This is a genomic window from Sinorhizobium sp. M4_45 (genome assembly GCF_002885915.1).
Classification (GTDB): domain Bacteria; phylum Pseudomonadota; class Alphaproteobacteria; order Rhizobiales; family Rhizobiaceae; genus Sinorhizobium; species Sinorhizobium meliloti_A.
The window spans coordinates 208139-232216 of record NZ_NWVE01000011.1 but is presented as its reverse complement, the minus strand read 5'-3'; the positions used below and the strand labels follow the sequence as shown (position 1 = coordinate 232216).

Here is a 24078-nt window from a genome sequence, read left to right as displayed (position 1 = left end):
ACGTGCCGAAGATCGTCGACTGGTACATGGAGGGCAAGATCGAGATCGATCCGATGATCACCCACACCATGCCGCTCGAGGACATCAACAAGGGGTTCGAGCTCATGCATTCCGGCGAGAGCATTCGGAGCGTGGTCCTCTATTGAGCGCGAAGATGGAACTCGTAACGCAAAGCCAATGTTTCGGCGGAACCCAGTCCGTGTACCGCCACGCCTCCGAGGTTTGCGGTGTCGAGATGACATTCGGCCTCTACATGCCGCCGCAGGCGCGGACGCGTTCGGTGCCGTTGTTGTGGTATCTCTCGGGCCTGACATGCACGCATGAGAATGCCATGATCAAGGCGGGTCTGCAGCGGCACGCGGCCGAGCAGGGGCTGGCGCTGGTTTTCCCCGACACGTCGCCGCGCGGCGAGGGCGTGGCCGACGACGAGGCCTACGATCTCGGTCAGGGTGCGGGCTTCTATGTCAATGCGACGCAGAAGCCCTGGTCGCCGCACTATCGCATGTATGATTACATCGTCACCGAATTGCCCGCTCTTCTGCAGGATCAGTTGCCGCTGAACGGGGTCAACGGGATCACCGGGCATTCGATGGGCGGCCACGGCGCGCTGACGATCGCCTTCCGCAACCCGGAACTGTTCCGCTCCGTTTCGGCCTTTGCGCCGATCGTCAATCCGACCCGGTCGGACTGGGGGCGCAAGCAGTTCTCCGCGTATCTGGGCGACGACGAGGCCGACTGGGGCAGCTATGACGCCTGCCTGCTTCTCGGCGAACTCGGCTGGCATGGCGATATCCTGATCGATCAGGGCGCGGCGGATCAGTTTCTGGACGAGCTGCAGCCCGAGGCGATGGCCCGCTTGCTGGCGGAGCGGCGGCAGGCCGGCGTCGTCCGGCTGCAGGCGGGTTACGATCACAGCTATTATTTCGTGGCGAGCTTCGGCGAGGACCACGTGCGCTGGCATGCAGAGCGGCTGAACGCCGCGTAAGGGAGAGGAAAGAATGGCTTTTAGACTTGGTACCCTACTGACCGCTTTCGTCCTGTTCGGTGGAATTCTTGGCGCTGCTGCGCCGGCTCTTGCTCTGGATCCTTCGGTCGGAGATCCCGGTGCAGGCGAGAAAGTCTTCCGCAAGTGTCAGGCCTGTCACGCCGTCGGTCCGGATGCCAAGTCGAAGACCGGACCCTTGCTGAACGGGATAATCGGCCGGTCGGCCGGCCAAGCCGAAGGCTACGCCTACTCGCCGGCGATGAGCAAGGCGGCGGAGGCAGGGCTTACCTGGACGCCGGAGAAGATCGCTGAGTTTCTGACCAGTCCGAAGGGCTTCCTACCCGGCACCAAGATGACCTTTGCGGGTCTGCGCAAGGATCAGGAGCGCGCCGATATAATCGCGTATCTGGCAACCTTTCCCTGACCGAAGAGGAGGAAGCGAAAACAAGGACAGAAGCAAGTTACCCCTGAAGCAGACGGAGCTTTCTCCAGCGGCAGGGGCAGAGTCGCAAGCCGATACCGGGAGATGAGGAGACCGCGAGGTTTTCCCGGAGCGAGCGGGTTCAACGGCCCTATCGGCAGCACCCAAGAGGAGGATGAAATGAAACGACTTCTTACAATGCTTGCCATTATGTCGATAGGCGGCGGTGCACAGGTCGCTTTCGCCAACGATGATTTGCAGAAGCTCATCGATGACCCCAATCAATGGGCTATCCAGACCGGCGACTATGCCAACCTGCGCTACTCCAAGCTCGACCAGATCAACAAGGACAACGTAGGCAAACTTCAGGTTGCCTGGACCTTCTCTACCGGCGTTCTGCGTGGTCACGAAGGTTCGCCGCTCGTCATCGGCGACCTGATGTACGTCCATACGCCGTTCCCGAACACGGTCTACGCGCTGGATCTCAGCAAGGATGGCCAGATCGTCTGGAAGTACGAGCCGAAGCAGGATCCGAACGTGATCCCGGTGATGTGTTGTGATACCGTCAATCGCGGCGTGGCTTATGCGGATAACAAGATCTTCCTGCATCAGGCCGATACGACGGTCGTGGCACTCGACGCCAAGACCGGCAAGGTCATCTGGAGCGTCAAGAACGGCGATGCCACCAAGGGCGAGACGAATACCGCCACCGTCATGCCGGTGAAGGACAAGATTCTCGTCGGCATATCCGGCGGCGAGTTCGGCGTCCGCGGTCACGTGACGGCCTACGCGATCGCAGACGGGAAACTCCTGTGGCGCGGTTATTCCATGGGGCCCGACAGCGATACGCTGATCGATCCTGAAAAGACCACCCATCTGGGCAAGCCGGTCGGCAAGGACTCCGGCCTCACCACCTGGGAAGGCGATCAGTGGAAGATCGGCGGCGGCACGACGTGGGGTTGGTACTCGTACGATCCGGAAGAAAATCTGGTATATTACGGAACCGGCAACCCTTCGACCTGGAACCCGACCCAGCGGCCGGGCGACAATCGGTGGTCGATGACCATTTTTGCGCGCGATGTCGATACCGGCATGGCCAAATGGCTCTACCAGATGACGCCCCATGACGAATGGGACTATGACGGCGTCAACGAGATGATCCTGACCGAACAGCAGATCGACGGCAAGGACCGCAAGCTGCTGACCCACTTCGACCGGAACGGCTTCGGCTATACGATGGACCGCGTCACCGGCGAGCTGCTCGTGGCCGAGAAATACGACCCCACGGTCAACTGGGCAACTGAAGTGGTCATGGATCCGAATTCCGACAAATACGGTCGGCCTCAGGTCGTGGCACAGTATTCGACGGAGCAAAACGGCGAAGACACCAACACCACCGGCGTTTGCCCGGCGGCACTCGGCACCAAGGACCAGCAGCCTGCGGCCTATTCGCCGAAGACCGAGCTGTTCTATGTGCCGACCAACCACGTCTGCATGGACTACGAGCCGTTCCGGGTAAGCTACACCGCCGGCCAGCCCTATGTCGGGGCCACGCTGTCGATGTACCCGCCGAAGGACAGCCACGGCGGCATGGGCAATTTCATTGCCTGGGACAACAAGGAAGGCAAGATCAAGTGGTCTCTGCCGGAGCCGTTCTCGGTCTGGTCCGGCGCTCTGGCAACAGCCGGCGACGTGGTCTTCTACGGAACGCTCGAGGGCTATCTGAAGGCGGTCGACGCGGCAACCGGCAAGGAGCTCTATCGCTTCAAGACGCCTTCCGGGGTGATCGGCAACGTGATGACCTATGCCCGTGAAGGCAAACAGTACGTGGCCGTGCTCTCGGGTGTCGGCGGCTGGGCCGGTATCGGTCTGGCAGCGGGCCTGACCAACCCGACTGAAGGTCTCGGAGCCGTCGGCGGCTACTCTGCCCTCAGCAACTACACCGCACTCGGCGGCACGCTTACCGTGTTCAAGCTGCCGGAATAAGAGGCAATCTTCGCCCGGGAGTTGGCGCGGGCTCACAAGCCCGCGCCAACTCATATCAGCCCCCAAAAGGACGCAAGATGACCAGATCAAGACCAGCCATACCGATGATCCTCGCCTTTTTGACGTTTATGGCGAGCGCCGCAGGCGCAGAAGATGCGCCAAAGGACAACATCACCGCTGTGCGCGACGAAAACGGGCGCTACTACACCGCTGACGACGTTCCCACTTTCAAGATCGCCGAGGACGGCACGGTCGACTGGCTTACCTATTCGGGCTTTCGCCGCTATCACTCGGAATGTCACGTCTGTCATGGCCCTGAGGGCGAGGGGTCGAGCTATGCGCCGGCCTTGAAGACCTCCGCGATAAACATGGACTACTACGATTTCGTCGATGTCGTCACGAATGGGCGCAAGAAGGTGAACGCTGCCGAGAACTCGGTGATGCCTGCCTTCGGCGAGAACGTCAACGTGATGTGTTATCTCGACGACATCTACGTCTATCTGAAAGCGCGCGGAGCCGATGCGCTGCCGCGGGGACGTCCGGCCAAGAAGGAAGCGAAATCCGATGCGATCAAGGAAGCTGAAACGGCTTGTCTCGGTCACGAGTAGCCTCCTGGCAGGCGCCGGCGCTCTGTTGCTGGCGGTCGCCGGCTCTCAGCCGGCGGTAGCCCAGACATCGGACCTGGTGTCGAAGACGGCTTTTCGAGTCTGTGCCGATCCGGCCAATCTGCCGATGTCCGATCGTTCGGGTAAGGGATACGAGAACAGGATCGCCGAACTGATGGCATCCAAGCTCGGGCTGCCGGTGGAGTACACCTGGTTTCCGATGGCGACCGGCTTCGTGCGCAAGACCCTGCAGGCCAATGCCTGCGATGTGGTCATCGGTTTCGCCCAGGGCGACGAGCTGGTCCTGAACACCAACCATTACTATACCTCGTCCTATGTGCTGATCGTTGCGTCGGAGGGTCCGCTGGGCGGCGTCACGACGCTTGCCGACCCGCTTCTCAAGGACAAGCGGATCGGTATCGTCGCGGGAACGCCGCCGGCGACCCATATGGCGAGAAACGGACTGCTGCCCAAGGCGAAGGGGTATCATCTGATGGTCGACCGGCGTTATGAGGATCCCGCCGACGACATGCTCGCCGACCTGGAATCCGGCGCCCTCGACGCAGCCATCCTCTGGGGGCCGATCGGCGGGCCGCTCGTCAAGGCAAGTCATCCGAAGCTGAAGGCGACTCCGCTCCTGTCGGAGACCACGCCGCCAAGGCTCTTCTACCGCATCACCATGGGCGTGCGGCAAGGCGAGAAGGTCTGGGAGCGCAAGCTCAATTCCCTCATTCGTCGCAATCAGTCCGAGATCAACGCGATCCTCGCCGAGGCCGGCGTGCCGCTCCTGAACGACATGGGGACCGGCCCGCTCGAGGCGCAGCAATGACCCGCCTCCAGCGCTTTTCTCTGGTCCTGCTCCTGCTTGCCGCCTTCCCGACGGCAGCGGCCGAGGAGCCTGCCGGCTACCGGGAGAGCGAATACCGCGCCGAGGTGCCGGCGACGCTTTCCGGCGCGACCGTCGTATCGACCGAAGCCGCCCATGCATTGTGGAAAACCGGTCAGGTGTCCTTCATCGACGTCCTGCCGCAGCCGCCGAAGCCCGCCAACCTGCCCGAGGGAACGGTCTGGAACGAGAAGCCGCGGCTGTCCATTCCGTCTGCCCTATGGCTGCCGAATGTCGGCTATGGCCGGCTGGCGGACGTCATGCACGCCTATTTTCGCGCCGGCCTGGAAAAGGCCACCGGTGGCGACAAGAGCCGGCCGGTGCTGTTCTTTTGCCTCGACGGCTGCTGGATGTCCTGGAATGCCGGAAAGCGCGCCCTCGAATACGGCTACACCCATGTCTTCTGGTATCCGCAGGGCACAGATGGCTGGACGGCGGCCGGCTACCCCACGGAGCGCATCGAGCCGGAGCCCGGCGGCCGGTGAAACGAGGGAACGTATCGGAGGACTGCAATCTCTCCTCTTCGCGTCATCCCTGTGACGAGCGCTCAAACAGGCGGCGGGTATCCCAATCTTAAAAGGCCTTAATCGGGCATCCTTCAGGATTTGAAGAAGTGGTTTTTCAGGATGTAGCGGACGCCGCGCAGCCAGCTGTCGTCGGTGTTCGAGCGGATGTCGACGGCAAGGCCGCGCAGCATCTCGCCGGAGTCCACGTCGCGCAATACGAGCTCCACCGACAGGATAAGGTTGGAGATCTTCCGCACCTCGCCGACCAGCACATAGTCGGCGCCGAGCCGCTCCCCCATACTCAGGTCGCAGCCGTTGCAGTCGGCCGGATTGACCGTACTGGCGAGGTCGGCTGCCACCGGCTCGTTCGTGAGAATGACGAAGCCTTCCTGAACGAAGCGGTCGCGCGCCGCGTCTTCCATGAGCTCGAGCCGCGCGGTCTCGTCGGCGCGCACTCCGTTATAGGCGCCCTCCGTCGACAGATCGATGAATGTCATGCCGAGGAATGCGACCTTGGCGCCCGGCGCCAGCGGCTTGTCCAGCGCAGCACGAGCGAGCGCCGGCGACAGGGCCAGAACAAGGATCGAGACGAGGACTGTCAGGATGTGCCGCATGACAGCCAGCCTAGCACACGCATGTCGCTAAACTACGCTCCTTAAGTATCGGTTTTGCCACACCTACTGCGCTGTTAGTCTCCATCTCCGAGGGAGTGTCAGGGAGATTGGGAGGTCGTTCCGGCAATGCCTATCCTATCGCTTTTGCTTGTCGTTTTCTGGGTGACGGTGCTGGTTGCGTCTCCCGTGCAGGCGGCGGAGGTGAAGACGGCTGTGCTGCGGATCGATCGTGTCGTCGGTCCGCCGATCTCGCGGCTCGATGCGCCGCCCGCCGATCTGGGTTTTGCCGGCGCCATGCTGGGCAACGAGGACAACCGGACCACCGGCGCGTTCACCGGCATGGACTACACCGTGAAAACGCAGGCGGTTGCGCCGGAAGAGGCGGAGGCGGCGCTCGATGGGCTGAAGGCGGAAGGCATCGGCCTCATCGCGGTGATCGCCGAGGGCGACGTACTGAAGGCGCTCTCTGACAAATCCGGACCGGACGTGCTGCTTTTCAATGCCGGCGCTCGCGACGACGGGCTGCGCGATGCCGATTGCCGGGCCAATGTTCTGCACGTCTCGCCGAGCCGTTCGATGCTCAGCGACAGCATCGTTCAGTTTCTCATGTGGAAGAAATGGCCGCGTATCCTGCTGATCCACGGCTCGCATCCCGAAGACAAGCTGCTTGCCGACAGCTACCGCAAATCGGCCGCCAAGTTCGGTGCGGAGATCGTCGAGGAGCGGGAGTTCGTCGACACCGGCGGCAGCCGGCGCACGGATACCGGTCATGTCTTGGTGCAAAAGCAGATTCCCGTCTTCACCCAGGAGGCCGAGGAATATGACGTGATCGTCGCGGCCGACGAGGCTGGCGTTTTCGCGCCCTATCTGCCCTATCACAGCTGGGACCCGAGGCCGGTTGCGGGCTCTGCGGGCCTGCGTCCGGTCTCCTGGCATCCCGCCCACGAGGCCTGGGGTGCGACCCAGTTCCAGCGCCGCTTCGAAAAACTCACCGGCCGCTACATGCGCGAGGAAGATTACCAGGCATGGCTTGCAATGCGTGTGATCGGAGAGGCGGTGACGCGGTCCGGCAAGGCCGACCCGGGGAGCGTGCGGGCCTATGCCCTTTCCAATGATTTCGAACTGGCCGCGTTCAAGGGCCAGAAATTGACCTTCCGCACCTGGAACGGGCAGTTGCGGCAGCCGGTCCTTTTGACCGAGGGCCGGGTGACCGTTTCCGTATCGCCGCAGGACGGCTACCTGCACCAGCATTCGCCGCTCGACACGCTGGGCATCGATGCGCCCGAGACAGCCTGTCACGCATTTGGAGGATAAGATGCTCAGACCCGCACTGGCGATTGTGTCCGCCGTTCTGCTGTCTGCCGGTTCGGCCGAGGCCAACAAGGTCTTCGTGAGCAACGAGCGCGGCAACAACATAACCGTGCTCGACAGTGAAAGCTGGGAAGTGATCGCCACGTTTCCGGCCGGAAACAGGCCGCGCGGCATCACCATCAGTCCGGACGGCAAGGAACTCTACGTCTGCGCGTCGGATGACGACACCGTCAGGGTCTTCGATCCCGAGACCTATAGGGAACTGCACACACTGCCGTCGGGTCCGGATCCGGAACTTTTCGCCCTCGATCCTTCCGGCAATCCGCTCTACATCGCCAATGAGGACGACAATCTCGTGACCGTCGTGGATGTCAAGACGCGCCAGGTACTGGCTGAGGTGCCGGTCGGGGTCGAGCCGGAAGGCGTCGCGGTCAGCCCGGATGCCAAGACGATCATCAATACGTCCGAAACCACCAATATGGCGCATTTCATCGACGCCTCGACCTACAAGATCGTGCACAACGTGCTGGTGGATCAGAGGCCGCGTTATGCGGAGTTCACGGCAGACGGCAAGAAGCTCTACGTCAGCGCCGAGATCGGCGGTACCGTTTCGGTGATCGACGTGTCGGCGGCCGAACCGAAAATCACCAAGAAGATCACGTTCGAAGTCCCGGGCGTCCTGCCGGAATGGCTGCAGCCGGTCGGCGTCAAGGCCACCAAGGACGGCTCGCGCATCTTTGTGGCGCTTGGACCGGCAAACCGGGTTGCAGTGATCGACGGAGCGACGGACGAAGTGCTCGACTATCTGCTCGTCGGGCAGCGGGTCTGGCAGATGGCATTCACGCCGGGCGAGGAATTCCTGATCACCACCAATGGCAATTCCAATGATATCAGCATCATCGACGTGAAGGCGGAAAAGGTGATCCGCTCGGTTCAGGTGGGCGAGCAGCCCTGGGGCGTCGTGGTCGCGCCGGATTGAAGCGGAGCAATGGGTAAATACCAATGGGGAGGATTCATCGTGCATAAATCGGTTCTTGCGGCGCTCGCCGCGCTCTTTCTGGCGAGTCCGGCCGTTGCCGCGCCGCTTTGCAGCGACCTCGGCTTTGCCGGGCTGCTGGCCAAATGCAATCGGGGAGAGCCGATCGAGATCACGCTTGCGTCCGGAAAGCCGCTCGGCAAGGGTGCCATTACGCTCCAGTCAGGCGCATACTACGAAATGCAGATCACGGCGGACGGATCGGCGGAGCTGGCGATCACCGGTGCGCCGTTCTTCCGTGCGATCTGGATGAACGAGATCGTCGTCAACGGCATCGAGGTGCGCCCCATGGCGATCGACAGCCTGGAATTCGACGAGGCCGGAACTGCAACGCTGTCTTTCATCGCCGTCAAACCGGGCAGCTACGAAGTGAAGATTCCGGAATCCTCCGGCGACAGCCAGAAAGTGTCGATTTCCATACAGTGAAACGGTGCCCGAGAAAGTCCGCGGGACAGGGTGCCCGAAGGCGGCGGTTCCGGGGAGGAAGAGATGAAAGTTATTCGACTGTTCATGGCCGCTTGCCTGTTCGCGTTCGGACCGGCTGCGGCCTCGGCCGACGAGTTGCCGCAATTGCGGGCGGCCATGCTGGCATCGGGAACCGTCAACTGGGAAATATCGACCATCAAGACCCACGAATTCGACCGCAAGAACGGCTTCGAACTGGCCGTTCAGGACTATGCGGACAACGGCGCGACGCGGGTCGCCTTCGAGGGCGGCGAGGCCGACACGATGGTGGCCGACTGGATCTGGGTGGCCAACCAGCGTGCCTCCGGCAAGGATTATGTTTTCATTCCCTATTCGCGCGCAGTCGGCGGCCTGATGGTCAAGGATGAAAGCGGCATCAAGGCGCTGCCGGACCTTGCAGGCGAGAAGATCGGCATTGCCGGAGGTCCGCTCGACAAGAGCTGGCTGATTCTGCGCGCCTATGCCAAGCAGCAGCATGGCATGGATCTCGCAGCCGAAACCGAGCAGGTGTTCGGCGCTCCGCCGTTGATCTTCAAGTCGGCGCTTGCCGGCGAGACGGCGGGTACCATCAATTTCTGGCATTTCCTCGCGAAGATGAGGGCCAAGGGCATGCATGAACTGGTCTCCGTCTCGGATGCGGCGGCGGCGCTCAAGCTCGATCCCGATACGCCGCTCCTCGGCTACGTGTTGAAGGGCGAATATGCCGCGACCCATCCGGAAATCGTGAAAGGGCTTTACAAGGCCTCGCGCGCGGCCAAGGATCTGCTGCGCGAGAACGACGAGGTGTGGGAGGAATTGCGGGACAAGATGAATGCGGCCGACGACGCTGAATTCATTGCGCTACGCGACGGCTATCGCGCCGGCATCCCAAGCGGCAAGCCGATCGACGAGGCGGCCGCCGACCGTTTTCTGCGGCTGATGGCGGAACTTGGTGGAGAAGAGCTCGTCGGCAAGGCGACAAGCCTGCCTAGTGGATTGTTTCTGCACCTTGAATAGAACGCTGCAACATCCTGCCTTGGTGCGCGCATTGTCGCTGGGGCTGCTGTTGCTCTTGTGGATAGCGGCCGCCGGCTTCACGGATGACGCGTCGGTCCTGCCCCAGCCCTGGACGCTCTGGGCACCCTTCGTGCAAGCGGTCAGTTCCGGCGCCTTGCCCTATCACCTGGGCATGACGCTCTGGCGCGTGATCTGCGCATTCGTGCCGGCCATGGTGATCGGCGTGGCGATCGGCTTTCTGATGGGGCGCGTTGCCGCGGTCGATCGATGGCTCGACCCATGGCTCGTCGTGTTTCTCAATCTGCCGGCACTGGTGCTCATCGTGTTGTGCTACATCTGGATCGGTCTCAACGAGACGGCCGCCATCACCGCGGTGGTGCTCAACAAGATCCCCAATGTCGCAACGCTTCTGCGCGAAGGCGCGCGGGCGCTTGACCCGGATCTCGACTCCATGGCGGCGGTTTACCGCATGCGTCCGCTGGCGCGGCTGCGACATGTGATCATGCCGCAGCTTGCGCCTTTCATTGCCGCTGCCGCCCGATCCGGCATTGCGGTGATATGGAAGATCGTGCTGGTGGTCGAGTTTCTCGGCCGCTCCAGCGGGATAGGGTTCCAGATCCATTTCTATTTCCAGCTTTTCAACGTTGCCATGGTGCTGGTCTATGCGCTTTCCTTCATCGGCGTGATGCTGCTGGTGGAGGCATTCTTCCTGCAGCCGGCCGAACGCCGGGTGCGGCGCTGGAGGACGGCGTGATCAGGATCGATGTCAGACGAAAGGCATTCGGCGAAGAGGAGATCCTGCGCGACATCCGCTTCGAGATGGAGATCGGCGAGACGGTCGCCATCCTCGGTCCGTCGGGCATCGGCAAATCGACGCTGCTTCGGCTCGTCGCCGGCATCGACACCGCTTTCGACGGCGAGATCACCCGGCCGGAAAACATTGCCATGGTTTTTCAGGAGCCTGTTCTTCTGCCGTGGAGAAGCGTCATCGAGAATCTGACATTGGTGCATCCGCAACTCGGGATGCAAGCTGCACTCTCAGCGCTGGAGCGGACCGGCATCGCCGACAGAGCCGCGCTCTTTCCCGGCCAGCTGTCGCTCGGCCAGCAGCGGCGGCTGGCGCTGGCGCGGGCCTTTGCCGGTCGGCCGGAGCTTCTCGTCCTGGACGAGCCCTATGTGTCGCTCGATCCTGCGATGGCCGAGGACATGCTGGCCCTGACCGAGGCGCTGATCGCGGAAACCGCACCTGCCGTCATTCTCGTGACCCATTCGGAAGCCGAGGCGCGGCGGCTTGCCCGGCGCTGCCTCCGCCTTGCCGGAAAACCGGCGACGATTATAGAAGAGTTTGCGGCCGCGCCGGGAAGGGCATCATGAACGGGCTCGACATCAGCCATGTCAGCTACAGCTACGGAAAGTCACGGGCGCTGGACGATGTCAGCTTCTCCGTCACGACCGGTCGGTTCTGCGCGCTGCTCGGGCCGAACGGCGCCGGCAAATCGACGCTGTTCGCCCTTCTGACGCGGCTGCTCGCGACAAGGGCCGGCACGATCGGCGTGGCCGGCTTCGACATTGCGCGCGAGCCGCGTGCGGCGCTCGCGCGCATCGGGGTGGTGTTTCAGCAGCCTACGCTCGATCTCGACATGTCGGTGCGCCGAAACCTGCGCTATTTCGCCGGGCTTCATGGCTTGTCGGGGCGGCAGGCCGCTGTGGCGATCGAAGCGGCGCTGACACGGCTCGGCATGGCCGAGCGGGCCGACGAGCAGGTGCGTGCGCTCAACGGCGGTCACCGGCGGCGCATGGAGATCGCGCGGGCCTTGATCCACAAGCCGCAGATATTGCTGCTCGACGAGCCGACGGTCGGACTGGACGCTGCCTCCCGGCAGGCGATCACCGACCATGTTCATCTGCTTGCCGCGAGCGGCCTTGCGGTCCTCTGGGCGACCCATCTGGTCGACGAGATCCGGCCGGAGGATCAGATCGTCGTTCTGCATCGCGGCAAGGTGCTGAGCGACGGCACCGCCGCGGAACTTGCGGGCGGTCAGGGGCTCGCCAAGGCGTTCCTGTCGATGACGGCCGAGAACCGGGAGGTTCCGGCATGAAGGCATGGCTGGTCGCGCTTTGCGCAATCGTCACCCGCGAAAACCTGCGCTTCGTCCGCCAGCGCGGGCGGTTTCTGGCGGCACTCGTCCGCCCGCTCGTCTGGCTGATCGTCTTTGCCGCCGGCTTCCGCGCGGCGCTCGGCGTGTCGATCATCCCGCCCTACCAGACCTATATCACCTATGAGGTCTATATCCTTCCGGGGCTTTGCGGCATGATCCAGCTTTTCAACGGCATGCAGTCGTCGCTGGCGCTGGTCTATGACCAGGAGATGGGATCCATGCGCCTCCTGCTGACCTCGCCCCTGCCGCGCTGGTGGCTGCTGTTCTCGAAGCTTCTCGCCGGTGTGATCGTCTCCATCCTGCAAGTGGCGGTGTTCCTGGCCATCGCTGCGCTGACCGGCATCACCGTGCCGCCCGTCGGCTACGTCGCGGTGCTGCCCGCCCTCCTCATCAGCGGATTGATGCTCGGCGCCTTCGGTCTGCTGATATCCTCGACCGTCCGGCAACTCGAGAACTTTGCCGGCGTCATGAACTTCGTGATCTTTCCGATGTTCTTCCTTTCGTCGGCACTTTATCCGCTCTGGAAGATGGCCGAAAGTTCGCCGCTGCTGCGCGACATCTGCGCCCTCAATCCGTTCACCTACGCGGTCGAACTGATACGCTTCGCGCTTTACGGCGAACTCAACCTGACGGCTCTCGCCTGGGTCGGCGCGTGCTTCGTCCTGTTCATGCTCGCCGCCCTTTGGGGCTATAATCCGGCCCGCGCCATGCTCCGGTCGAAAGGCTGAACCCTGCCCTTGCTCGGGTGTTCGGCGCCGAAAACCGACACTTTCCGCTATATTGCCGCGAGCCGCATTTCAACTGATCCTGCTTGTGAACGAAGGACGTTCAAAGCCGAGGAGGAACCAATGCTCAAGCTACATCCGTCCATCGACAACGGCTTTCCGCCTGCCAGTCCGGGCTTTGCCGGCGGTACGCTGAAATGCAAATGCGCCACAAATCCGGTGACCGTGCGGATCGGCTCGCAGACGGCGCACAATCATGCTTGCGGCTGCACCAAATGCTGGAAGCCCGAGGGTGCGATCTTCGCCCAGATCGCCGTCGTCGGCCGCGACAACGTGAACGTCACCTCAGGTGCGGAGAGACTGCAGGTCGTCGATCCGAGCGCGACGATCCAGCGTTACGCCTGCCGCGATTGCGGCACGCACATGTATGGCCGGATCGAAAACACCAAGCATCCCTTCTATGGCCTCGATTTCGTCCATACCGAACTCAGCGACGAAACGGGCTGGTCGCCGCCCGAATTCGCGGCCTTCGTTTCTTCGATCATCGAAAGCGGTGTGAACCCGGAGAGCATGCCGGAGATACGCGCAAGGCTGACCGAACTCGGCCTGCAGCCCTATGATTGCCTGTCTCCGCCGCTGATGGACGCGATCGCCACGCATATCGCCAAACAGACCGGCGCCCTGCCGGCCTGACCTGTTGAACATTGGGGACTCCGCTCCACCAGCCGACCGTCTCCTCCCTCGGACCCCGCCCGTCGCCTCTTATTGCAGAGGCATTTCGACGGGCGGGGGCTGAGGCGTTTCCGCGTCCGCATTTGAGGAGCCGCACATCCCCGGCCCCTTGTGTGCCTGTCACAGGAAACCAGCCAGACCAAGTCCTTGGGCTGAAAGAACGCTTCCGCGCGCCGCCGACGCGGCGCTGCTGGATCTCTGCGACGAGCACAGGATGAGGTGAAAGGAGGGACCGATGCAGTTCCTCGACAGGGTTCGTGCGGTCAGTGAAGACGGAGCGGCAAGTCTTTGGTCGGCTGTCGTGCATCGTGGCATGTCAGAAGGCGCGTGGCGCGATGGTAGACGGCTCCATCAAACCTGAAAAGCCGAAATCTTCCACTTGATGGTACAGCCTATGGAAGGCTGCTGCTCGGCCGGGCCCTTGCCGAACATAGCGACCATGACCATGGCCTCGTAGAGATCGCGTCTCAGATCGGCGGGACCGATCTCCTTGCGCGATGCGTCCAGCCGCCCGCGATATTGCAGCTTCATGTCCTTGTTGAAGCCGAAGAAGTCGGGCGTGCAGACGGCGCGGTAGGCTTTGGCGACGGATTGGTCCTCGTCGTGGAGATAGGGAAAGGGTAGGGCGTTTTGCGAAGCGAAGCGCTTCATGTTTTCGAACGAGTCCTGCGGGTAATTACCGGCGTCATTGGAGTTAACAGCCACGAAGCCGATCCCGTGAGCCCTGAGGTCGATGGCGTCCCGGACGATCCGGCCGATGACCGCTTTCACATAGGGGCAGTGATTGCATATGAAGGCAACGACCAGCCCTTTCGGGCCGGCCTGGCCGAATATGGTGCGGGTGAAGCCATCGACGCCGGGAAGCGTGGCGTCGATCGCTGGCCAGCCGAAATCACAAAGGGGTGGTGTAGCGGCCATGGCTCACGCTGCCTTCCTGATAGCGCCATCGGAGGCGGAGCGGATGGCCGCGATGTTCCTGGCGTAGTGCTCCTCGCTGCCGCCTTTGAATACCGCCGAGCCGGCAACCAGCACATCGGCGCCTGCGGCGGCAACCAGCGGTGCGGTCTCCGCCGTCACGCCGCCGTCGATCTCTATGTGGATCGGACGGCCGCCGATCATCGCCTTCACCCGCCGCACCTTGTCGACCACGGCCGGAATGAAGTCCTGGCCGCCGAAGCCCGGATTGACCGTCATCAGGAGGACGAGGTCCAGTCGGTCCAGCACATATTCGATGACGCTCTCCGGCGTCGAGGGATTGAGCGATACGCCCGCCTTGCAGCCGACGTCGCGGATGGCCTGCAGCGAGCGATCGAGATGCGTCGTCGCCTCCGCATGCACGGTGATGATGTCGCAGCCGGCACAGGCGAAAGCGCCGAGATAGGGCGTGGGCGGTGCGATCATCAGATGGCAGTCGAACACCTTGTCCGTGCGGTCCCGCAGCGCCTTGATGACCGGGGGGCCGAAGGTGATGTTGGGCACGAAATGGCCGTCCATCACGTCGAGATGGATCCAGTCCGCACCGGCCCGGCACACGGCCTCGACCTCTTCGCCGAGCCGTGAGAAATCGGCCGACAGAACCGAAGGCGCTATGATGGTCTTCTCATTCATGGCGATGTCTCCGTATGACTGGGTTCGACCGTGGCGAACACGCGGCTCGCGGCGATATCACGAGCCGTGATGGTCGACAGTTGTTCGGCATCGACCGGTCCGGCGCTTTCCTCGAAAAGGCGGTTCGCCTGCCGCAGCCGGGCTCGGTCGAGCGCGTTTCGGATGGAGCGCGCATTGGCGAAATGCGGCTTTCGCCGGCGGCGCGCGATGTAGTCGCTCATCACCGCAGACGCCTTGCTGTCGAAGCGGTACCCCTGCCGGCTGAGCATGCTCTCGGCGATCGACAGAAGCTCCCCGTTATCATAGTCGGGGAAGTCTATGTGATGGGCGATGCGCGATCGGAAGCCGGGATTGCTCTCGAAAAACCGGTCCATGCGGTCGGCGTAGCCGGCGAGGATCACGACCAGGTCGTCGCGATTGTTCTCCATCACCTGCAGCAGGATCTCGATTGCCTCCTGGCCGTAATCGCGTTCGTTGTCGGGACGGTAGAGGTAATAGGCCTCGTCGATGAAAAGCACGCCCCCCATTGCCTTCTTCAGGATCTCCTTGGTCTTGGGTGCGGTGTGGCCGATATATTGCCCGACCAGGTCGTCGCGCGTCACCGAGACCAGATGGCCCTTGCGGATATAGCCGAGCCTGTGCAGCAGGTTGGCCATGCGCAGCGCCACCGTGGTCTTGCCGGTGCCGGGATTGCCGGTGAAGCTCATATGCAGCGACGGCGGCTCATGGCTGAGGCCCATTGCACGGCGGGCGCGCTCGACGAGAAGCAGCGCCGCCGTCTCGCGGATACGCTGCTTCACGGGTTTCAAGCCCACGAGTTCCCGGTCCAGTTCGTCAAGGATCTCGGCGACGCCGGAGGCTTGGTATTCCTCAGCGAGGTCGACCGAGGTCGGCAGGCTTTCGGTGTTCGATGGAGCATCCGGCATCAGCATTGTCGCTCCTCCTATCGCTGCGTTTCCCACATATAATGCTGGCTGCGGCCGTTGCTCTCCGTCCGGGTCATTCTGAGGCTCGGCTCGTTTTCGGGGCGGTTGACGATGAACGACATCGTCACCGTCTCCAGGCCGCGGCTGGAATCGAAAGCGTTGAGGCGGATATAGTCCTGCGGGTGGGCCTTGCGGCAATCCTCAAGCTCCATCATCACGCCTTTGGCGTCCTTGAGGTCGAACATCGGATTGCCCCACATTTCCCAATAGGTGTTTCTGGGGTGCGGGTCGTCGGTATATTCGACGCCGATAGCCCAAGCCTTTCCGAGGCAATATTCCACCTGCGCCGTGATCTGCTCATCGGTCAGGTCCGGCAGGAACGAGAAGCATCCCTGGGTGATACGCATGTCGTCTCTCCTTCTCTTCTTGTCCGTCAGTTCGGGTCTGTCAGGCCCTCGTGTCTGTCAGGCCGCGGTTACGCTCGGCACGAAATCCGACGTATCGGTCGGGGTGTAGTTGAAGCTGATATTGCCCCAGATATCGAGGGCCGCTTCCAGCGGCTTGCACCACTTCGCCGCCGCCCGCAGGATCTCGGGACCTTCGTGGGCGATGTCGCGCCCCTCGTTGCGGGCAAGCACCATGGCTTCCAGGGCGACGCGATTGGCGGTGGCCCCTGCCTGGATGCCCATCGGATGACCGATCGTGCCGCCGCCGAATTGCAGTACGACATCGTCGCCGAAAAGATCGAGCAGCTGGTGCATCTGGCCGGCATGGATGCCGCCCGAGGCGACCGGCATGACCTTCTTGAGGTCCGCCCAGTCCTGGTCGAAGAACAGACCGCGCGGAAGGTCGACCTCGTTCTTCATTTCGCGGCAGACATTGTAGTAGCCCTGCACCGTCGGCGGGTCGCCCTCGAGCTTGCCGACGGCCGTGCCCGCATGCAGGTGGTCGACACCGGCGAGCCGCAGCCATTTGGCGATCACGCGGAAGGAGATGCCGTGGTTCTTCTGCCGCGTATAGGTGCCGTGACCGGCCCGGTGCATGTGCAGGATCATGTCGTTCTGCCGGCACCATTCCGATATGGACTGGATCGCAGTCCAGCCGACGATGAGATCGACCATGACGATGACCGAGCCGAGCTCCTTGGCGAATTCGGCTCGGCGGTACATTTCCTCCATCGTGCCGGCAGTGATGTTGAGATAGTGCCCCTTTACCTCGCCGGTGACCGCGGAAGCGTGGTTGACGGCCTCCATGCAGTAGAGATACCGGTCGCGCCAATGCATGAAGGGCTGCGAATTGATGTTCTCGTCGTCCTTCATGAAATCGAGGCCGCCCTTCAGCCCCTCATAGACGACGCGGCCATAGTTCTTGCCCGACAGGCCGAGCTTCGGTTTGGTCGTGGCACCCAGCAGCGGCTTGCCGAACTTGTCGAGCCGTTCGCGCTCCACGACGATGCCGGTCGGCGGGCCCCTGAAGGTCTTCACATAGGCGACAGGCAGGCGCATGTCCTCGAGCCTTGCCGCCTTCAGCGGTTTGAACGAGAAGACGTTGCCGATGATCGATGCGGTCAGGTTCGCGATAGACCCCTCCTCGAAGAGGATGAGGTCGTAGGCGACATAGCAGAAATATTGCCCCGGCGTTCCCGGCACCGGATCGACCCGGTAGGCCTTGGCGCGGTATTGATCGCAGGCCGTCAGGCGGTCGGTCCACACGACCGTCCATGTGGCCGTCGAGCTTTCGCCGGCGACGGCGGCGGCCGCTTCGATCGGATCGACGCCGTCCTGCGGCGTGATGCGGAAGAGCGCGATCAGATCGGTGTCCTTCGGCTCGTAGTCTCCGTTCCAATAGCCCATCTGGGCGTATTTCAGCACGCCGGCCTTGTAACGTTCGCGGCCCTTGATCTCTGTCTTTGCGTCGGCGTTCATGGTTGGGTCCTTTCCTCTGAATGGATGCGATCAGGCGGCTTCCGACCGCGCAGGCTGGGGTTTCAGGGAGCCGCTTGCGTAGCGGCGGGCCATCTCCGGCATCGGCACGACCTTGATGCGGGATGCGTTTCCGGCGGTACCGAAGGCGTCGAAACGGGCCTTACAGACCGACGACATGGCTTCCATGGCGGCTTTCAGGAATTTGCGGGGATCGAATTCGGTGCGGCTCGTGTCGGCGACGCGGCGAAAGGCGGCGGCTGCGGCAAGGCGCAGGTCGGTGTCGATATTGACCTTGCGCACGCCGAAGCGGATGCCACGGACGATCTCCTCGACGGGGACGCCGTAGGTCTCGCGCATCTGGCCGCCATGGGCGTTGAAAACGTCCTGCCATTCCTGCGGTACGGAGGAGGAGCCGTGCATGACGATATGGGTGTTCGGCAGCCGCTCATGGATCTTCTCGATCACGTCCATAGCGAGGACCTCGCCGGTCGGCTTGCGGGTAAACTTATAGGCCCCGTGCGAGGTGCCGATGGCGACGGCCAGCGCATCGACGCCGGTCTCGGCGACGAAGCGGGCGGCTTCGTCCGGATCGGTAAGCAGTTGCGAACGGTCGAGCGCGCCTTCGAAGCCGTGGCCGTCCTCGGCCTCGCCATGGCCGGTCTCGAGCGAACCGAGACAGCCGAGCTCGCCTTCGACCGAGGCGCCGACCATGTGCGCGAGGCGGCTCACCTCTGCCGTGATCGAGACGTTATAGTCGTAATCGGCAGGGGTCTTGGCATCTTCCTTCAGCGAGCCGTCCATCATCACCGAGGTGAAGCCGTGCTGGATCGCCGTGAGGCAGGTCGCGACATTGTTTCCGTGATCCTGGTGGATGCAGAGCGGAATGTCCGGATACATCTCTTCCAAAGCTTCCATCATCTTGGCGAGCATGACGTCGTTCGCGTAGGAGCGGGCACCACGCGAGACCTGGAGGATCACGGGAGCGTCGCAGGCACGCGCCGCCTCCATGATCGCAAGCCCCTGCTCCATATTGTTGATGTTGAATGCCGGCACGCCATAGCTGCGTTCGGCAGCGTGATCGAGCAACTGGCGAAGCGTGATGCGGGCCATTGTCATGCCTCCTCGGATGATCTGACGATGTGGGCGATCGGATTGCCGGTCCGGGCATCTGCTGGCGGCGTTTGCGGGTAAGCCCGGCGGAGAAGCTCCAGGGCTTCTGCGACGACATGGTCGGCGGTGATGCCGAAATGGCGGTAGAGGTCTCCGGCCGGTGCCGAGGCACCAAAGCCCGTCATGCCGACGAAGGCACTGTCGGGGCCCATCCAACGGTCCCAGCCGAGGCGGCCCGCCGCCTCGATGGCGATGCGCGGTGCATCTCCGAGGACCTGCCGGTGATAGGCCGCGTCCTGAGCCTCGAACTTCTCCCAGCACGGCATAGAGACCACTGCCGCTGCTATGCCTTCTTCGGCCTGCAGGCGCTCCGCTACGGCTACGGCGATCTCGACTTCGGATCCCGTGGCAAGAAGCGTGATGTCCCGGTCGCCGCGCGCTTCCCTCAGGACATAGGCCCCGAGCGCCGACAGGTTCTCGTTTCCGTTTGTCCGGCGCAGCATCGGCAGGGCCTGCCGCGAAAGGGCGAGGACGCTCGGCGTGTTCTTCTCGCCAAGCGCGATCTCCCAGCATTCTGCCGTCTCGATGATGTCGGCCGGCCGGAAGACATTGAGGTTGGGCGTGGCGCGCAGCATGGCCAGATGCTCGACCGGCTGGTGCGTCGGTCCGTCTTCGCCGAGCCCGATGGAATCATGCGTCAGCACATAGATGACGGGCAGGCCCATCAGGGCCGAAAGGCGCAGCGCACCGCGAGCATAGTCGGAAAAGACCAGGAAAGTGCCCCCATAGGGGATGAAGCCGCCATGGAGTGCGATGCCGTTCATGGCGGCCGCCATGCCGTGCTCGCGGATGCCGTAATGCAGGTAGCGGCCTTTGAAATTGCCCGACGAAATGGGCTGGGTCTGCGAGGTCAGCGTCAGGTTGGAGCCGGTCAGGTCCGCCGAGCCGCCGATCGTCAACGCGGTGGCGCCGTTGATGACTTCCAGAGCCATCTGCGAGGCCTGACGCGTCGCGACCTTCGTAGCCCTTGTACGATGCGCGTCCCGGAATCTTGCAAGCAGATCGCCGACCTCGCCGTCGAGCAGCCTCCCTATGGTCTGCTCGTAGCGCTTTTTCGAGCGCGAAGAGTCGAGGCGGATTTCCCAGGCCTCGCGGGCCGAGCGGCCCCGCGCCGCCACCTTTTCCCAGGCACCCTTGATCTCAGATGGAACGAAGAAGGGCGGATGCGGCCAGCCGAGGTTTTCGCGTGTGGCAGCGATCTCCTTTTCGCCGAGCGCCGCGCCGTGGGTCTTGTGCGAGCCCTCCATGCTGGCGGCACCCTTGCCGATGCGGGTGCGGCACGCGATCAGCGACGGCTTTCGGGTCCGGCGCGCCCGCTCGATCGCTTTTGCCACCGCGCCGGGGTCGTGGCCGTCGACGGATTGCGCATCCCAGCCGGCGGCGCGGAAACGCGCAAGCTGGTTCATCGAGGTGGAGAGATCGGTGGAGCCGTCGATCGATATCCGGTTGTCGTCCCACAGCACGATGAGCTTGCGCAATTTCAAATGTCCGGCAAGGTCGATCGCCTCGTGGCTGATCCCCTCCTGCAGACAGCCGTCTCCGGCTACCACGTAGGTGAAGTGGTTGCAGAGCGCACTGCCGAAGCGGGCGGCCATCATCTGTTCGGCGATCGCCATGCCGACAGCGGTCGAGATCCCCTGGCCCAGCGGTCCGGTGGTGGTCTCGATACCGAGGGCATGGCCGTATTCGGGGTGGCCGGCCGTTTTCGAGCCGAGCTGGCGGAAGGATGAAAGCTCGGCCATCGGCATATCGGCAAAGCCGATGAGGTGATGGAGCGAATAGAGCAGCATCGAGCCATGGCCGGCCGAAAGCACGAAACGGTCGCGGTCCGGCCAGTCGGGGCGTGACGGATCGATCCTGATGAAGCGGTTGAAGAGGACCGTCACCGCGTCGGCCATTCCCATCGGCATGCCGGGGTGGCCGGAGTTGGCCTTTTCGACGGCGTCCATGGAAAGAAACCGGATGGCATCGGCCATGCTGCGCTCCGAGGCGGCGGCGCGGGGTCCGATCTGCTGCGAAACATTCATGATGTCCTCCTCACGACATGCGGTGCTTGCGCTCGAGCAGCTTGTGGATGAGCGGGGTGAAGATCAGCTGCATGGCGAGATCGAGCTTGTCGCCCGGCACCACGATGGAATTGGCGCGCGACATGTAGCTGTTGTGCAGCATCGACAGCAGGTAGGGGAAATCGATGCTTTGCGGCTTGGCGAAGCGGATGACCAGGATGGATTCGGCCGGCGTCGGTATCCAGCGGGCGATGAAGGGATTGGACGTGTCGACGATCGGCACGCGCTGGAAATTGATGTCCGTCAGGGAGAACTGCGGGCAGATATAGTTCACATAGTCGGGCATGCGCCGCAGGATGGTGTCGGTCACGGCCTCGGTGGAGTAGCCGCGGGTCGCCTTGTCGCGATGGATCTTCTGAATCCATTCGAGATTGATGACGGGCACGACGCCGATCTTCAGGTCGCAATGCTGGGCGAGATTGACCGTCTCGGTGACGGCGCAGCCATGCAGCCCCTCGTAGAAGAGAAGATCGCTGTCGCGGAATTCTTCCCAGTCGGTGAAGGTGCCTGGGTCCGAGCCGAATTTCGCGGCCTCGGCTTCGTCGTGCACGTAGTGACGGGTGCGCCCGACCCCGCGCCGGCCATATTCGGCAAAGACGCTTTCGAGGATCTCCAGTTCGTTCGCCTCGGCGGAGAAATGCGTGAAGTCGACGCCTCGGGCTTTTTCCTCCGCGATCTTGCTGCGCATGGTTTCCCGGTCGAAGCGATGAAAGGCATCGCCTTCGATGAAGGACGCCGAGATGTTCTCGCGCTTGAATATCTTCTCGAAAGTGTCCTTGACGGTCGTGGTGCCGGCGCCGGACGATCCTGTGATGGAGATGATGGGGTATTTGGCCGACATATTTTTCTCCTCAGGCCCGGAACAGACCGCGCTTGCCGAAGAGCGGAGCGCGTTCGCCAATCATGTTCGGGTCGACGTGATAGCGGGTGATGCGCGCCACCTCGCGGCGGGAGCCGAAAACCAGAGGCACGCGCTGGTGCAGATTTTCCGGAACGAGATCGAGAATGCGGTCGATGGACGTGGTGGCCGCGCCGCCGGCATTCTCGATGATGAAGGCGATGGGGTTCGCCTCGTAGACCAGCCGCAGCCGGCCCTGGCTATATCCCTTCCGGCCGTCGGCGGGATAGAGAAAGATCCCGCCGCGGATGAGGATGCGATAGGTTTCCGCGACGAGCGAGGCGATCCAGCGCATGTTGAAATCCCGCTCCCGGGGCCCCTCGGAGCCTGCCAGGCAGTCGTCGACATAGAGCCGGATGGCTTCTTCCCAGTGCCGGTAGTTCGACATGTTGATGGCGAATTCGTGCGCGCGCTCCGGGATGCTGGCCGACTTGCAGGCCTCGACGAAACATCCGAGCCTGCTGGAGAAGACGAAGATCTCCGTCCCCTTGCCGAGCGACAGCACCAGAGCGGTCTGCGGCCCGTAGATGAAGAAGCCCGCCGCCAGTTGCCGGTTTCCAGGTTGCAGGAAGGACTGGGAGGGGTCCACGTCCGGCCCCTTGGCGGCGGGAAGCACCGAGAAGATCGTGCCGATGGAAACGTTGTTATCGATGTTCGAAGAGCCGTCGAGCGGGTCGATGGCAACCGCGAGGCGCGCAGCCGGGTCGAGCAGAACGGGATTTTCCAGTTCTTCCGAGGCGTAGCATGCGACGGGCGCGCCTTGCAGCGACGACAGGAACTGGTCGTCGCACAGGATGTCGAGGTCCTTCTGCAGATCGCCATCCGTGTTGCTGCTGCCGTGGGTGCCGTTGAAAGCGGTGCCGAGCGCTCCCTGGCCGACGAGCTTGCGGATGTCGAGAGCGGCCTTCGCCAGCCTCTGGATCACGGCGGCCACGTCCCGCGTAAGGTCGTCACCACGGGCCGTGCATGAAGCGAGGTAAGCTTCGAGAGTTGCGCCTGACATGATGTCTCCTCCGCACGCTGTCGAGGGAAGGATGGCGTAAAAGGGGAGTTTGTAAAATTTATTCATTTGACTTCATAAGTTAAATTTACTTACTCTACCCCATGCGCAATGTGACCTTTCGCCAGCTCCGCACCGTCGAAGCCGTTTGCCGGTTGGGGAAGATCAACCTCGCCGCCGAAGCCTTGGGACTGACCGGACCGGCGCTCACCCTGCAGATCCAGCATCTGGAACGGGATGCCGGCATTGCGCTCTTCGACCGCACGCGCGGCGGCATGGTGCCGACGGCTTACGGCCTTGCCTTTCTCGAAGCGGCGCGGGCGATCGAGGACAGCCTCATTGCCCTCGAGGACTCGATAGATGCCATCAAGGGGCTCAGAACCGGACGGTTGCGCCTCGGAGTCGTGTCGACCGGGAAATATTTCGCGCCGCAGCTGATTGCCGCCTTTCGCGATCAGGTTCCTGCCGTGGAGATAAATCTGTTCATCGGCAACCGGGCCGAGATCATCGCCAAGCTGCGGGACCACGAGATCGACATCGCTCTGATGGGGCGGCCGCCGCGCGATTTCGAGGTGCGGGCGCAGGTGTTCGGCGATCATCCACTGGTCTTCATCGCCCCCGCCGGTCACCCGCTCGCGGGCGTGCTGGAGGTTTCACGGGAGCGGATCGCCCAGGAACAGTTCCTGGTGCGCGAAAAAGGATCGGGAACGCGTATCTCCCTCGAGATCTTCCTGAGCGACACGCCGCACGAGCTCGAGGAGCTCGGCACCGAGATCGCCTCGAACGAGACGATCAAGCAGGCCGTAATCGCCGGTCTCGGAATCGCCTTCATCTCGGCCCATACGATAGAACAGGAGGTAAAGCTCGGCAGGCTCGTGATCCTCGACGTGGTCGACACGCCGATCCGCCGGCAGTGGTTTACCGTGTCGCGCCTGGACCGTGCCGCCACTCCGGCCATGCAGGCTTTCGAGCGGTTCGTGCTGGCGTCCGGAGCGCGCTATTTGCCTGTGGTCAGCAAGCCTTATCCAGCCAACGCATTCGGCTAGAGGTGAGCTTCA

General features: G+C 62.8%; 26 protein-coding genes and 1 pseudogene. 17 read left to right on the top strand and 10 right to left on the bottom strand.

The features are described 5' to 3' along the window. The 7 genes and pseudogenes from CN933_RS26400 to CN933_RS26370 all read left to right on the top strand — a co-directional run. Positions 1-146: pseudogene (locus CN933_RS26400) on the top strand (S-(hydroxymethyl)glutathione dehydrogenase); the annotation flags it as partial. 8 nt (positions 147-154) lie between these two features. Beyond that, positions 155-985 carry an S-formylglutathione hydrolase gene (gene fghA, locus CN933_RS26395; protein WP_018098069.1) on the top strand — a complete coding sequence of 277 codons (831 nt, stop codon included), beginning with the start codon at positions 155-157 and terminating at the stop codon, positions 983-985. Between the two features lie 13 nt (positions 986-998). Beyond that, on the top strand, positions 999-1409 hold the full coding sequence (locus CN933_RS26390; protein ID WP_018098068.1) for a c-type cytochrome: 411 nt from the start codon (positions 999-1001) through the stop codon (positions 1407-1409). Between the two features lie 177 nt (positions 1410-1586). Next, positions 1587-3392, top strand: a complete 1806-nt coding sequence (gene xoxF5, locus CN933_RS26385) for a lanthanide-dependent methanol dehydrogenase XoxF5 (RefSeq protein ID WP_018098067.1) — start codon at positions 1587-1589, stop codon at positions 3390-3392. 77 nt (positions 3393-3469) lie between these two features. Beyond that, positions 3470-4000, top strand: a complete 531-nt coding sequence (locus tag CN933_RS26380; RefSeq protein ID WP_026168921.1) for a c-type cytochrome, methanol metabolism-related — start codon at positions 3470-3472, stop codon at positions 3998-4000. Next, positions 3957-4826: a substrate-binding domain-containing protein gene (locus tag CN933_RS26375; protein WP_018098066.1), complete on the top strand. Its 870-nt coding sequence runs from the start codon at positions 3957-3959 to the stop codon at positions 4824-4826. The genes CN933_RS26380 and CN933_RS26375 overlap by 44 nt, the downstream gene beginning before the upstream one ends. Continuing rightward, positions 4823-5368 carry a PQQ-dependent catabolism-associated CXXCW motif protein gene (locus CN933_RS26370; protein ID WP_018098065.1) on the top strand — a complete coding sequence of 182 codons (546 nt, stop codon included), beginning with the start codon at positions 4823-4825 and terminating at the stop codon, positions 5366-5368. Before CN933_RS26375 ends, CN933_RS26370 begins: the two co-directional genes overlap by 4 nt. 113 nt (positions 5369-5481) lie before the next feature. On the opposite strand, the gene CN933_RS26365 is transcribed toward CN933_RS26370, so the two are convergent. Then, on the bottom strand, positions 5482-6003 hold the full coding sequence (locus tag CN933_RS26365; RefSeq protein WP_102762903.1) for a DUF3280 domain-containing protein: 522 nt from the start codon (positions 6001-6003) through the stop codon (positions 5482-5484). 126 nt (positions 6004-6129) lie between these two features. On the opposite strand from CN933_RS26365, the gene pedA1 reads away from it, so the two are divergent. The 9 genes from pedA1 to gfa all read left to right on the top strand — a co-directional run bounded on the left by pedA1 (position 6130) and on the right by gfa (position 13388). Continuing rightward, positions 6130-7317, top strand: coding sequence for a lanthanide ABC transporter ABC transporter substrate-binding protein PedA1 (gene pedA1, locus CN933_RS26360; RefSeq protein WP_102762902.1), 1188 nt, complete (start codon positions 6130-6132; stop codon positions 7315-7317). Position 7318: 1 nt separating this feature from the next. Further along, a complete protein-coding gene (locus tag CN933_RS26355; RefSeq protein ID WP_018098062.1) occupies positions 7319-8293 on the top strand; it encodes a YVTN family beta-propeller repeat protein in 975 nt (324 codons plus the stop codon). Between the two features lie 39 nt (positions 8294-8332). Further along, positions 8333-8776, top strand: coding sequence for a cupredoxin domain-containing protein (locus CN933_RS26350; RefSeq protein ID WP_033047678.1), 444 nt, complete (start codon positions 8333-8335; stop codon positions 8774-8776). Positions 8777-8839: 63 nt separating this feature from the next. Next, the gene (locus CN933_RS26345; protein ID WP_018098060.1) at positions 8840-9811 is read left to right on the top strand and encodes an ABC transporter substrate-binding protein; all 972 of its coding nucleotides are present in this window, start codon (positions 8840-8842) and stop codon (positions 9809-9811) included. Beyond that, entirely contained in the window at positions 9804-10565 is a 762-nt protein-coding gene (locus CN933_RS26340) for an ABC transporter permease (protein ID WP_164866750.1), read from the top strand. Before CN933_RS26345 ends, CN933_RS26340 begins: the two co-directional genes overlap by 8 nt. After that, the gene (locus tag CN933_RS26335) at positions 10562-11185 is read left to right on the top strand and encodes an ABC transporter ATP-binding protein (RefSeq protein ID WP_018098058.1); all 624 of its coding nucleotides are present in this window, start codon (positions 10562-10564) and stop codon (positions 11183-11185) included. Before CN933_RS26340 ends, CN933_RS26335 begins: the two co-directional genes overlap by 4 nt. Then, on the top strand, positions 11182-11910 hold the full coding sequence (gene pedB, locus CN933_RS26330) for a lanthanide ABC transporter ATP-binding protein PedB/LutE (RefSeq protein ID WP_102762900.1): 729 nt from the start codon (positions 11182-11184) through the stop codon (positions 11908-11910). The genes CN933_RS26335 and pedB overlap by 4 nt, the downstream gene beginning before the upstream one ends. Further along, entirely contained in the window at positions 11907-12698 is a 792-nt protein-coding gene (gene pedC, locus CN933_RS26325) for a lanthanide ABC transporter permease protein PedC (protein ID WP_018098056.1), read from the top strand. The genes pedB and pedC overlap by 4 nt, the downstream gene beginning before the upstream one ends. 120 nt (positions 12699-12818) lie before the next feature. Continuing rightward, positions 12819-13388, top strand: a complete 570-nt coding sequence (gene gfa, locus CN933_RS26320) for an S-(hydroxymethyl)glutathione synthase (RefSeq protein WP_102762899.1) — start codon at positions 12819-12821, stop codon at positions 13386-13388. 390 nt (positions 13389-13778) lie between these two features. Here gfa and CN933_RS26310 read toward each other — a convergent pair whose 3' ends face one another. The 9 genes from CN933_RS26310 to CN933_RS26270 are packed head-to-tail and all read right to left on the bottom strand — an operon-like array spanning position 13779 to position 23023. Then, positions 13779-14345 carry a thioredoxin family protein gene (locus tag CN933_RS26310; protein WP_102762897.1) on the bottom strand — a complete coding sequence of 189 codons (567 nt, stop codon included), beginning with the start codon at positions 14343-14345 and terminating at the stop codon, positions 13779-13781. Positions 14346-14348: 3 nt separating this feature from the next. Continuing rightward, the gene (gene rpe / locus CN933_RS26305) at positions 14349-15035 is read right to left on the bottom strand and encodes a ribulose-phosphate 3-epimerase (protein ID WP_102762896.1); all 687 of its coding nucleotides are present in this window, start codon (positions 15033-15035) and stop codon (positions 14349-14351) included. Then, on the bottom strand, positions 15032-15967 hold the full coding sequence (cbbX, locus tag CN933_RS26300) for a CbbX protein (RefSeq protein ID WP_102762895.1): 936 nt from the start codon (positions 15965-15967) through the stop codon (positions 15032-15034). Before cbbX ends, rpe begins: the two co-directional genes overlap by 4 nt. Before the next feature lie 11 nt (positions 15968-15978). Beyond that, on the bottom strand, positions 15979-16368 hold the full coding sequence (locus tag CN933_RS26295) for a ribulose bisphosphate carboxylase small subunit (protein ID WP_018098053.1): 390 nt from the start codon (positions 16366-16368) through the stop codon (positions 15979-15981). A 57-nt stretch (positions 16369-16425) separates the two neighbouring features. Continuing rightward, positions 16426-17886 (bottom strand): form I ribulose bisphosphate carboxylase large subunit, encoded by a 1461-nt coding sequence (locus CN933_RS26290; protein WP_018098052.1) that lies wholly within the window; start codon positions 17884-17886, stop codon positions 16426-16428. 30 nt (positions 17887-17916) lie between these two features. Further along, positions 17917-18996 carry a class II fructose-bisphosphate aldolase gene (gene fba / locus CN933_RS26285; protein WP_102762894.1) on the bottom strand — a complete coding sequence of 360 codons (1080 nt, stop codon included), beginning with the start codon at positions 18994-18996 and terminating at the stop codon, positions 17917-17919. Between the two features lie 2 nt (positions 18997-18998). Next, positions 18999-21083 (bottom strand): transketolase, encoded by a 2085-nt coding sequence (tkt, locus tag CN933_RS26280; RefSeq protein WP_102762893.1) that lies wholly within the window; start codon positions 21081-21083, stop codon positions 18999-19001. A 10-nt stretch (positions 21084-21093) separates the two neighbouring features. After that, positions 21094-21963: a phosphoribulokinase gene (locus tag CN933_RS26275; protein WP_102762892.1), complete on the bottom strand. Its 870-nt coding sequence runs from the start codon at positions 21961-21963 to the stop codon at positions 21094-21096. 10 nt (positions 21964-21973) lie between these two features. Then, complete coding sequence (locus tag CN933_RS26270; RefSeq protein WP_100672547.1) at positions 21974-23023, bottom strand: class 1 fructose-bisphosphatase; 1050 nt, start codon at positions 23021-23023, stop codon at positions 21974-21976. A 101-nt stretch (positions 23024-23124) separates the two neighbouring features. On the opposite strand from CN933_RS26270, the gene CN933_RS26265 reads away from it, so the two are divergent. Continuing rightward, the gene (locus tag CN933_RS26265) at positions 23125-24066 is read left to right on the top strand and encodes a LysR family transcriptional regulator (protein WP_102762891.1); all 942 of its coding nucleotides are present in this window, start codon (positions 23125-23127) and stop codon (positions 24064-24066) included. Positions 24067-24078: the final 12 nt, after the last annotated feature.

What these genes read in the sequence shown, in the direction of transcription:
- CN933_RS26390 (WP_018098068.1), top strand. Translation starts at nt 999, where the DNA reads ATGGCTTTTAGACTTGGTACCCTACTGACCGCTTTCGTCCTGTTCGGT.
- CN933_RS26270 (WP_100672547.1), bottom strand. Translation starts at nt 23,023, where the DNA reads ATGTCAGGCGCAACTCTCGAAGCTTACCTCGCTTCATGCACGGCCCGT.
- CN933_RS26355 (WP_018098062.1), top strand. Translation starts at nt 7,319, where the DNA reads ATGCTCAGACCCGCACTGGCGATTGTGTCCGCCGTTCTGCTGTCTGCC.
- CN933_RS26375 (WP_018098066.1), top strand. Translation starts at nt 3,957, where the DNA reads ATGCGATCAAGGAAGCTGAAACGGCTTGTCTCGGTCACGAGTAGCCTC.
- CN933_RS26365 (WP_102762903.1), bottom strand. Translation starts at nt 6,003, where the DNA reads ATGCGGCACATCCTGACAGTCCTCGTCTCGATCCTTGTTCTGGCCCTG.
- CN933_RS26345 (WP_018098060.1), top strand. Translation starts at nt 8,840, where the DNA reads ATGAAAGTTATTCGACTGTTCATGGCCGCTTGCCTGTTCGCGTTCGGA.
- pedC (WP_018098056.1), top strand. Translation starts at nt 11,907, where the DNA reads ATGAAGGCATGGCTGGTCGCGCTTTGCGCAATCGTCACCCGCGAAAAC.
- gfa (WP_102762899.1), top strand. Translation starts at nt 12,819, where the DNA reads ATGCTCAAGCTACATCCGTCCATCGACAACGGCTTTCCGCCTGCCAGT.
- CN933_RS26290 (WP_018098052.1), bottom strand. Translation starts at nt 17,886, where the DNA reads ATGAACGCCGACGCAAAGACAGAGATCAAGGGCCGCGAACGTTACAAG.
- fba (WP_102762894.1), bottom strand. Translation starts at nt 18,996, where the DNA reads ATGGCCCGCATCACGCTTCGCCAGTTGCTCGATCACGCTGCCGAACGC.
- CN933_RS26380 (WP_026168921.1), top strand. Translation starts at nt 3,470, where the DNA reads ATGACCAGATCAAGACCAGCCATACCGATGATCCTCGCCTTTTTGACG.
- CN933_RS26265 (WP_102762891.1), top strand. Translation starts at nt 23,125, where the DNA reads ATGCGCAATGTGACCTTTCGCCAGCTCCGCACCGTCGAAGCCGTTTGC.
- rpe (WP_102762896.1), bottom strand. Translation starts at nt 15,035, where the DNA reads ATGAATGAGAAGACCATCATAGCGCCTTCGGTTCTGTCGGCCGATTTC.
- xoxF5 (WP_018098067.1), top strand. Translation starts at nt 1,587, where the DNA reads ATGAAACGACTTCTTACAATGCTTGCCATTATGTCGATAGGCGGCGGT.
- pedA1 (WP_102762902.1), top strand. Translation starts at nt 6,130, where the DNA reads ATGCCTATCCTATCGCTTTTGCTTGTCGTTTTCTGGGTGACGGTGCTG.
- CN933_RS26295 (WP_018098053.1), bottom strand. Translation starts at nt 16,368, where the DNA reads ATGCGTATCACCCAGGGATGCTTCTCGTTCCTGCCGGACCTGACCGAT.
- pedB (WP_102762900.1), top strand. Translation starts at nt 11,182, where the DNA reads ATGAACGGGCTCGACATCAGCCATGTCAGCTACAGCTACGGAAAGTCA.
- CN933_RS26310 (WP_102762897.1), bottom strand. Translation starts at nt 14,345, where the DNA reads ATGGCCGCTACACCACCCCTTTGTGATTTCGGCTGGCCAGCGATCGAC.
- CN933_RS26370 (WP_018098065.1), top strand. Translation starts at nt 4,823, where the DNA reads ATGACCCGCCTCCAGCGCTTTTCTCTGGTCCTGCTCCTGCTTGCCGCC.
- cbbX (WP_102762895.1), bottom strand. Translation starts at nt 15,967, where the DNA reads ATGCTGATGCCGGATGCTCCATCGAACACCGAAAGCCTGCCGACCTCG.
- fghA (WP_018098069.1), top strand. Translation starts at nt 155, where the DNA reads ATGGAACTCGTAACGCAAAGCCAATGTTTCGGCGGAACCCAGTCCGTG.
- tkt (WP_102762893.1), bottom strand. Translation starts at nt 21,083, where the DNA reads ATGAATGTTTCGCAGCAGATCGGACCCCGCGCCGCCGCCTCGGAGCGC.
- CN933_RS26275 (WP_102762892.1), bottom strand. Translation starts at nt 21,963, where the DNA reads ATGTCGGCCAAATACCCCATCATCTCCATCACAGGATCGTCCGGCGCC.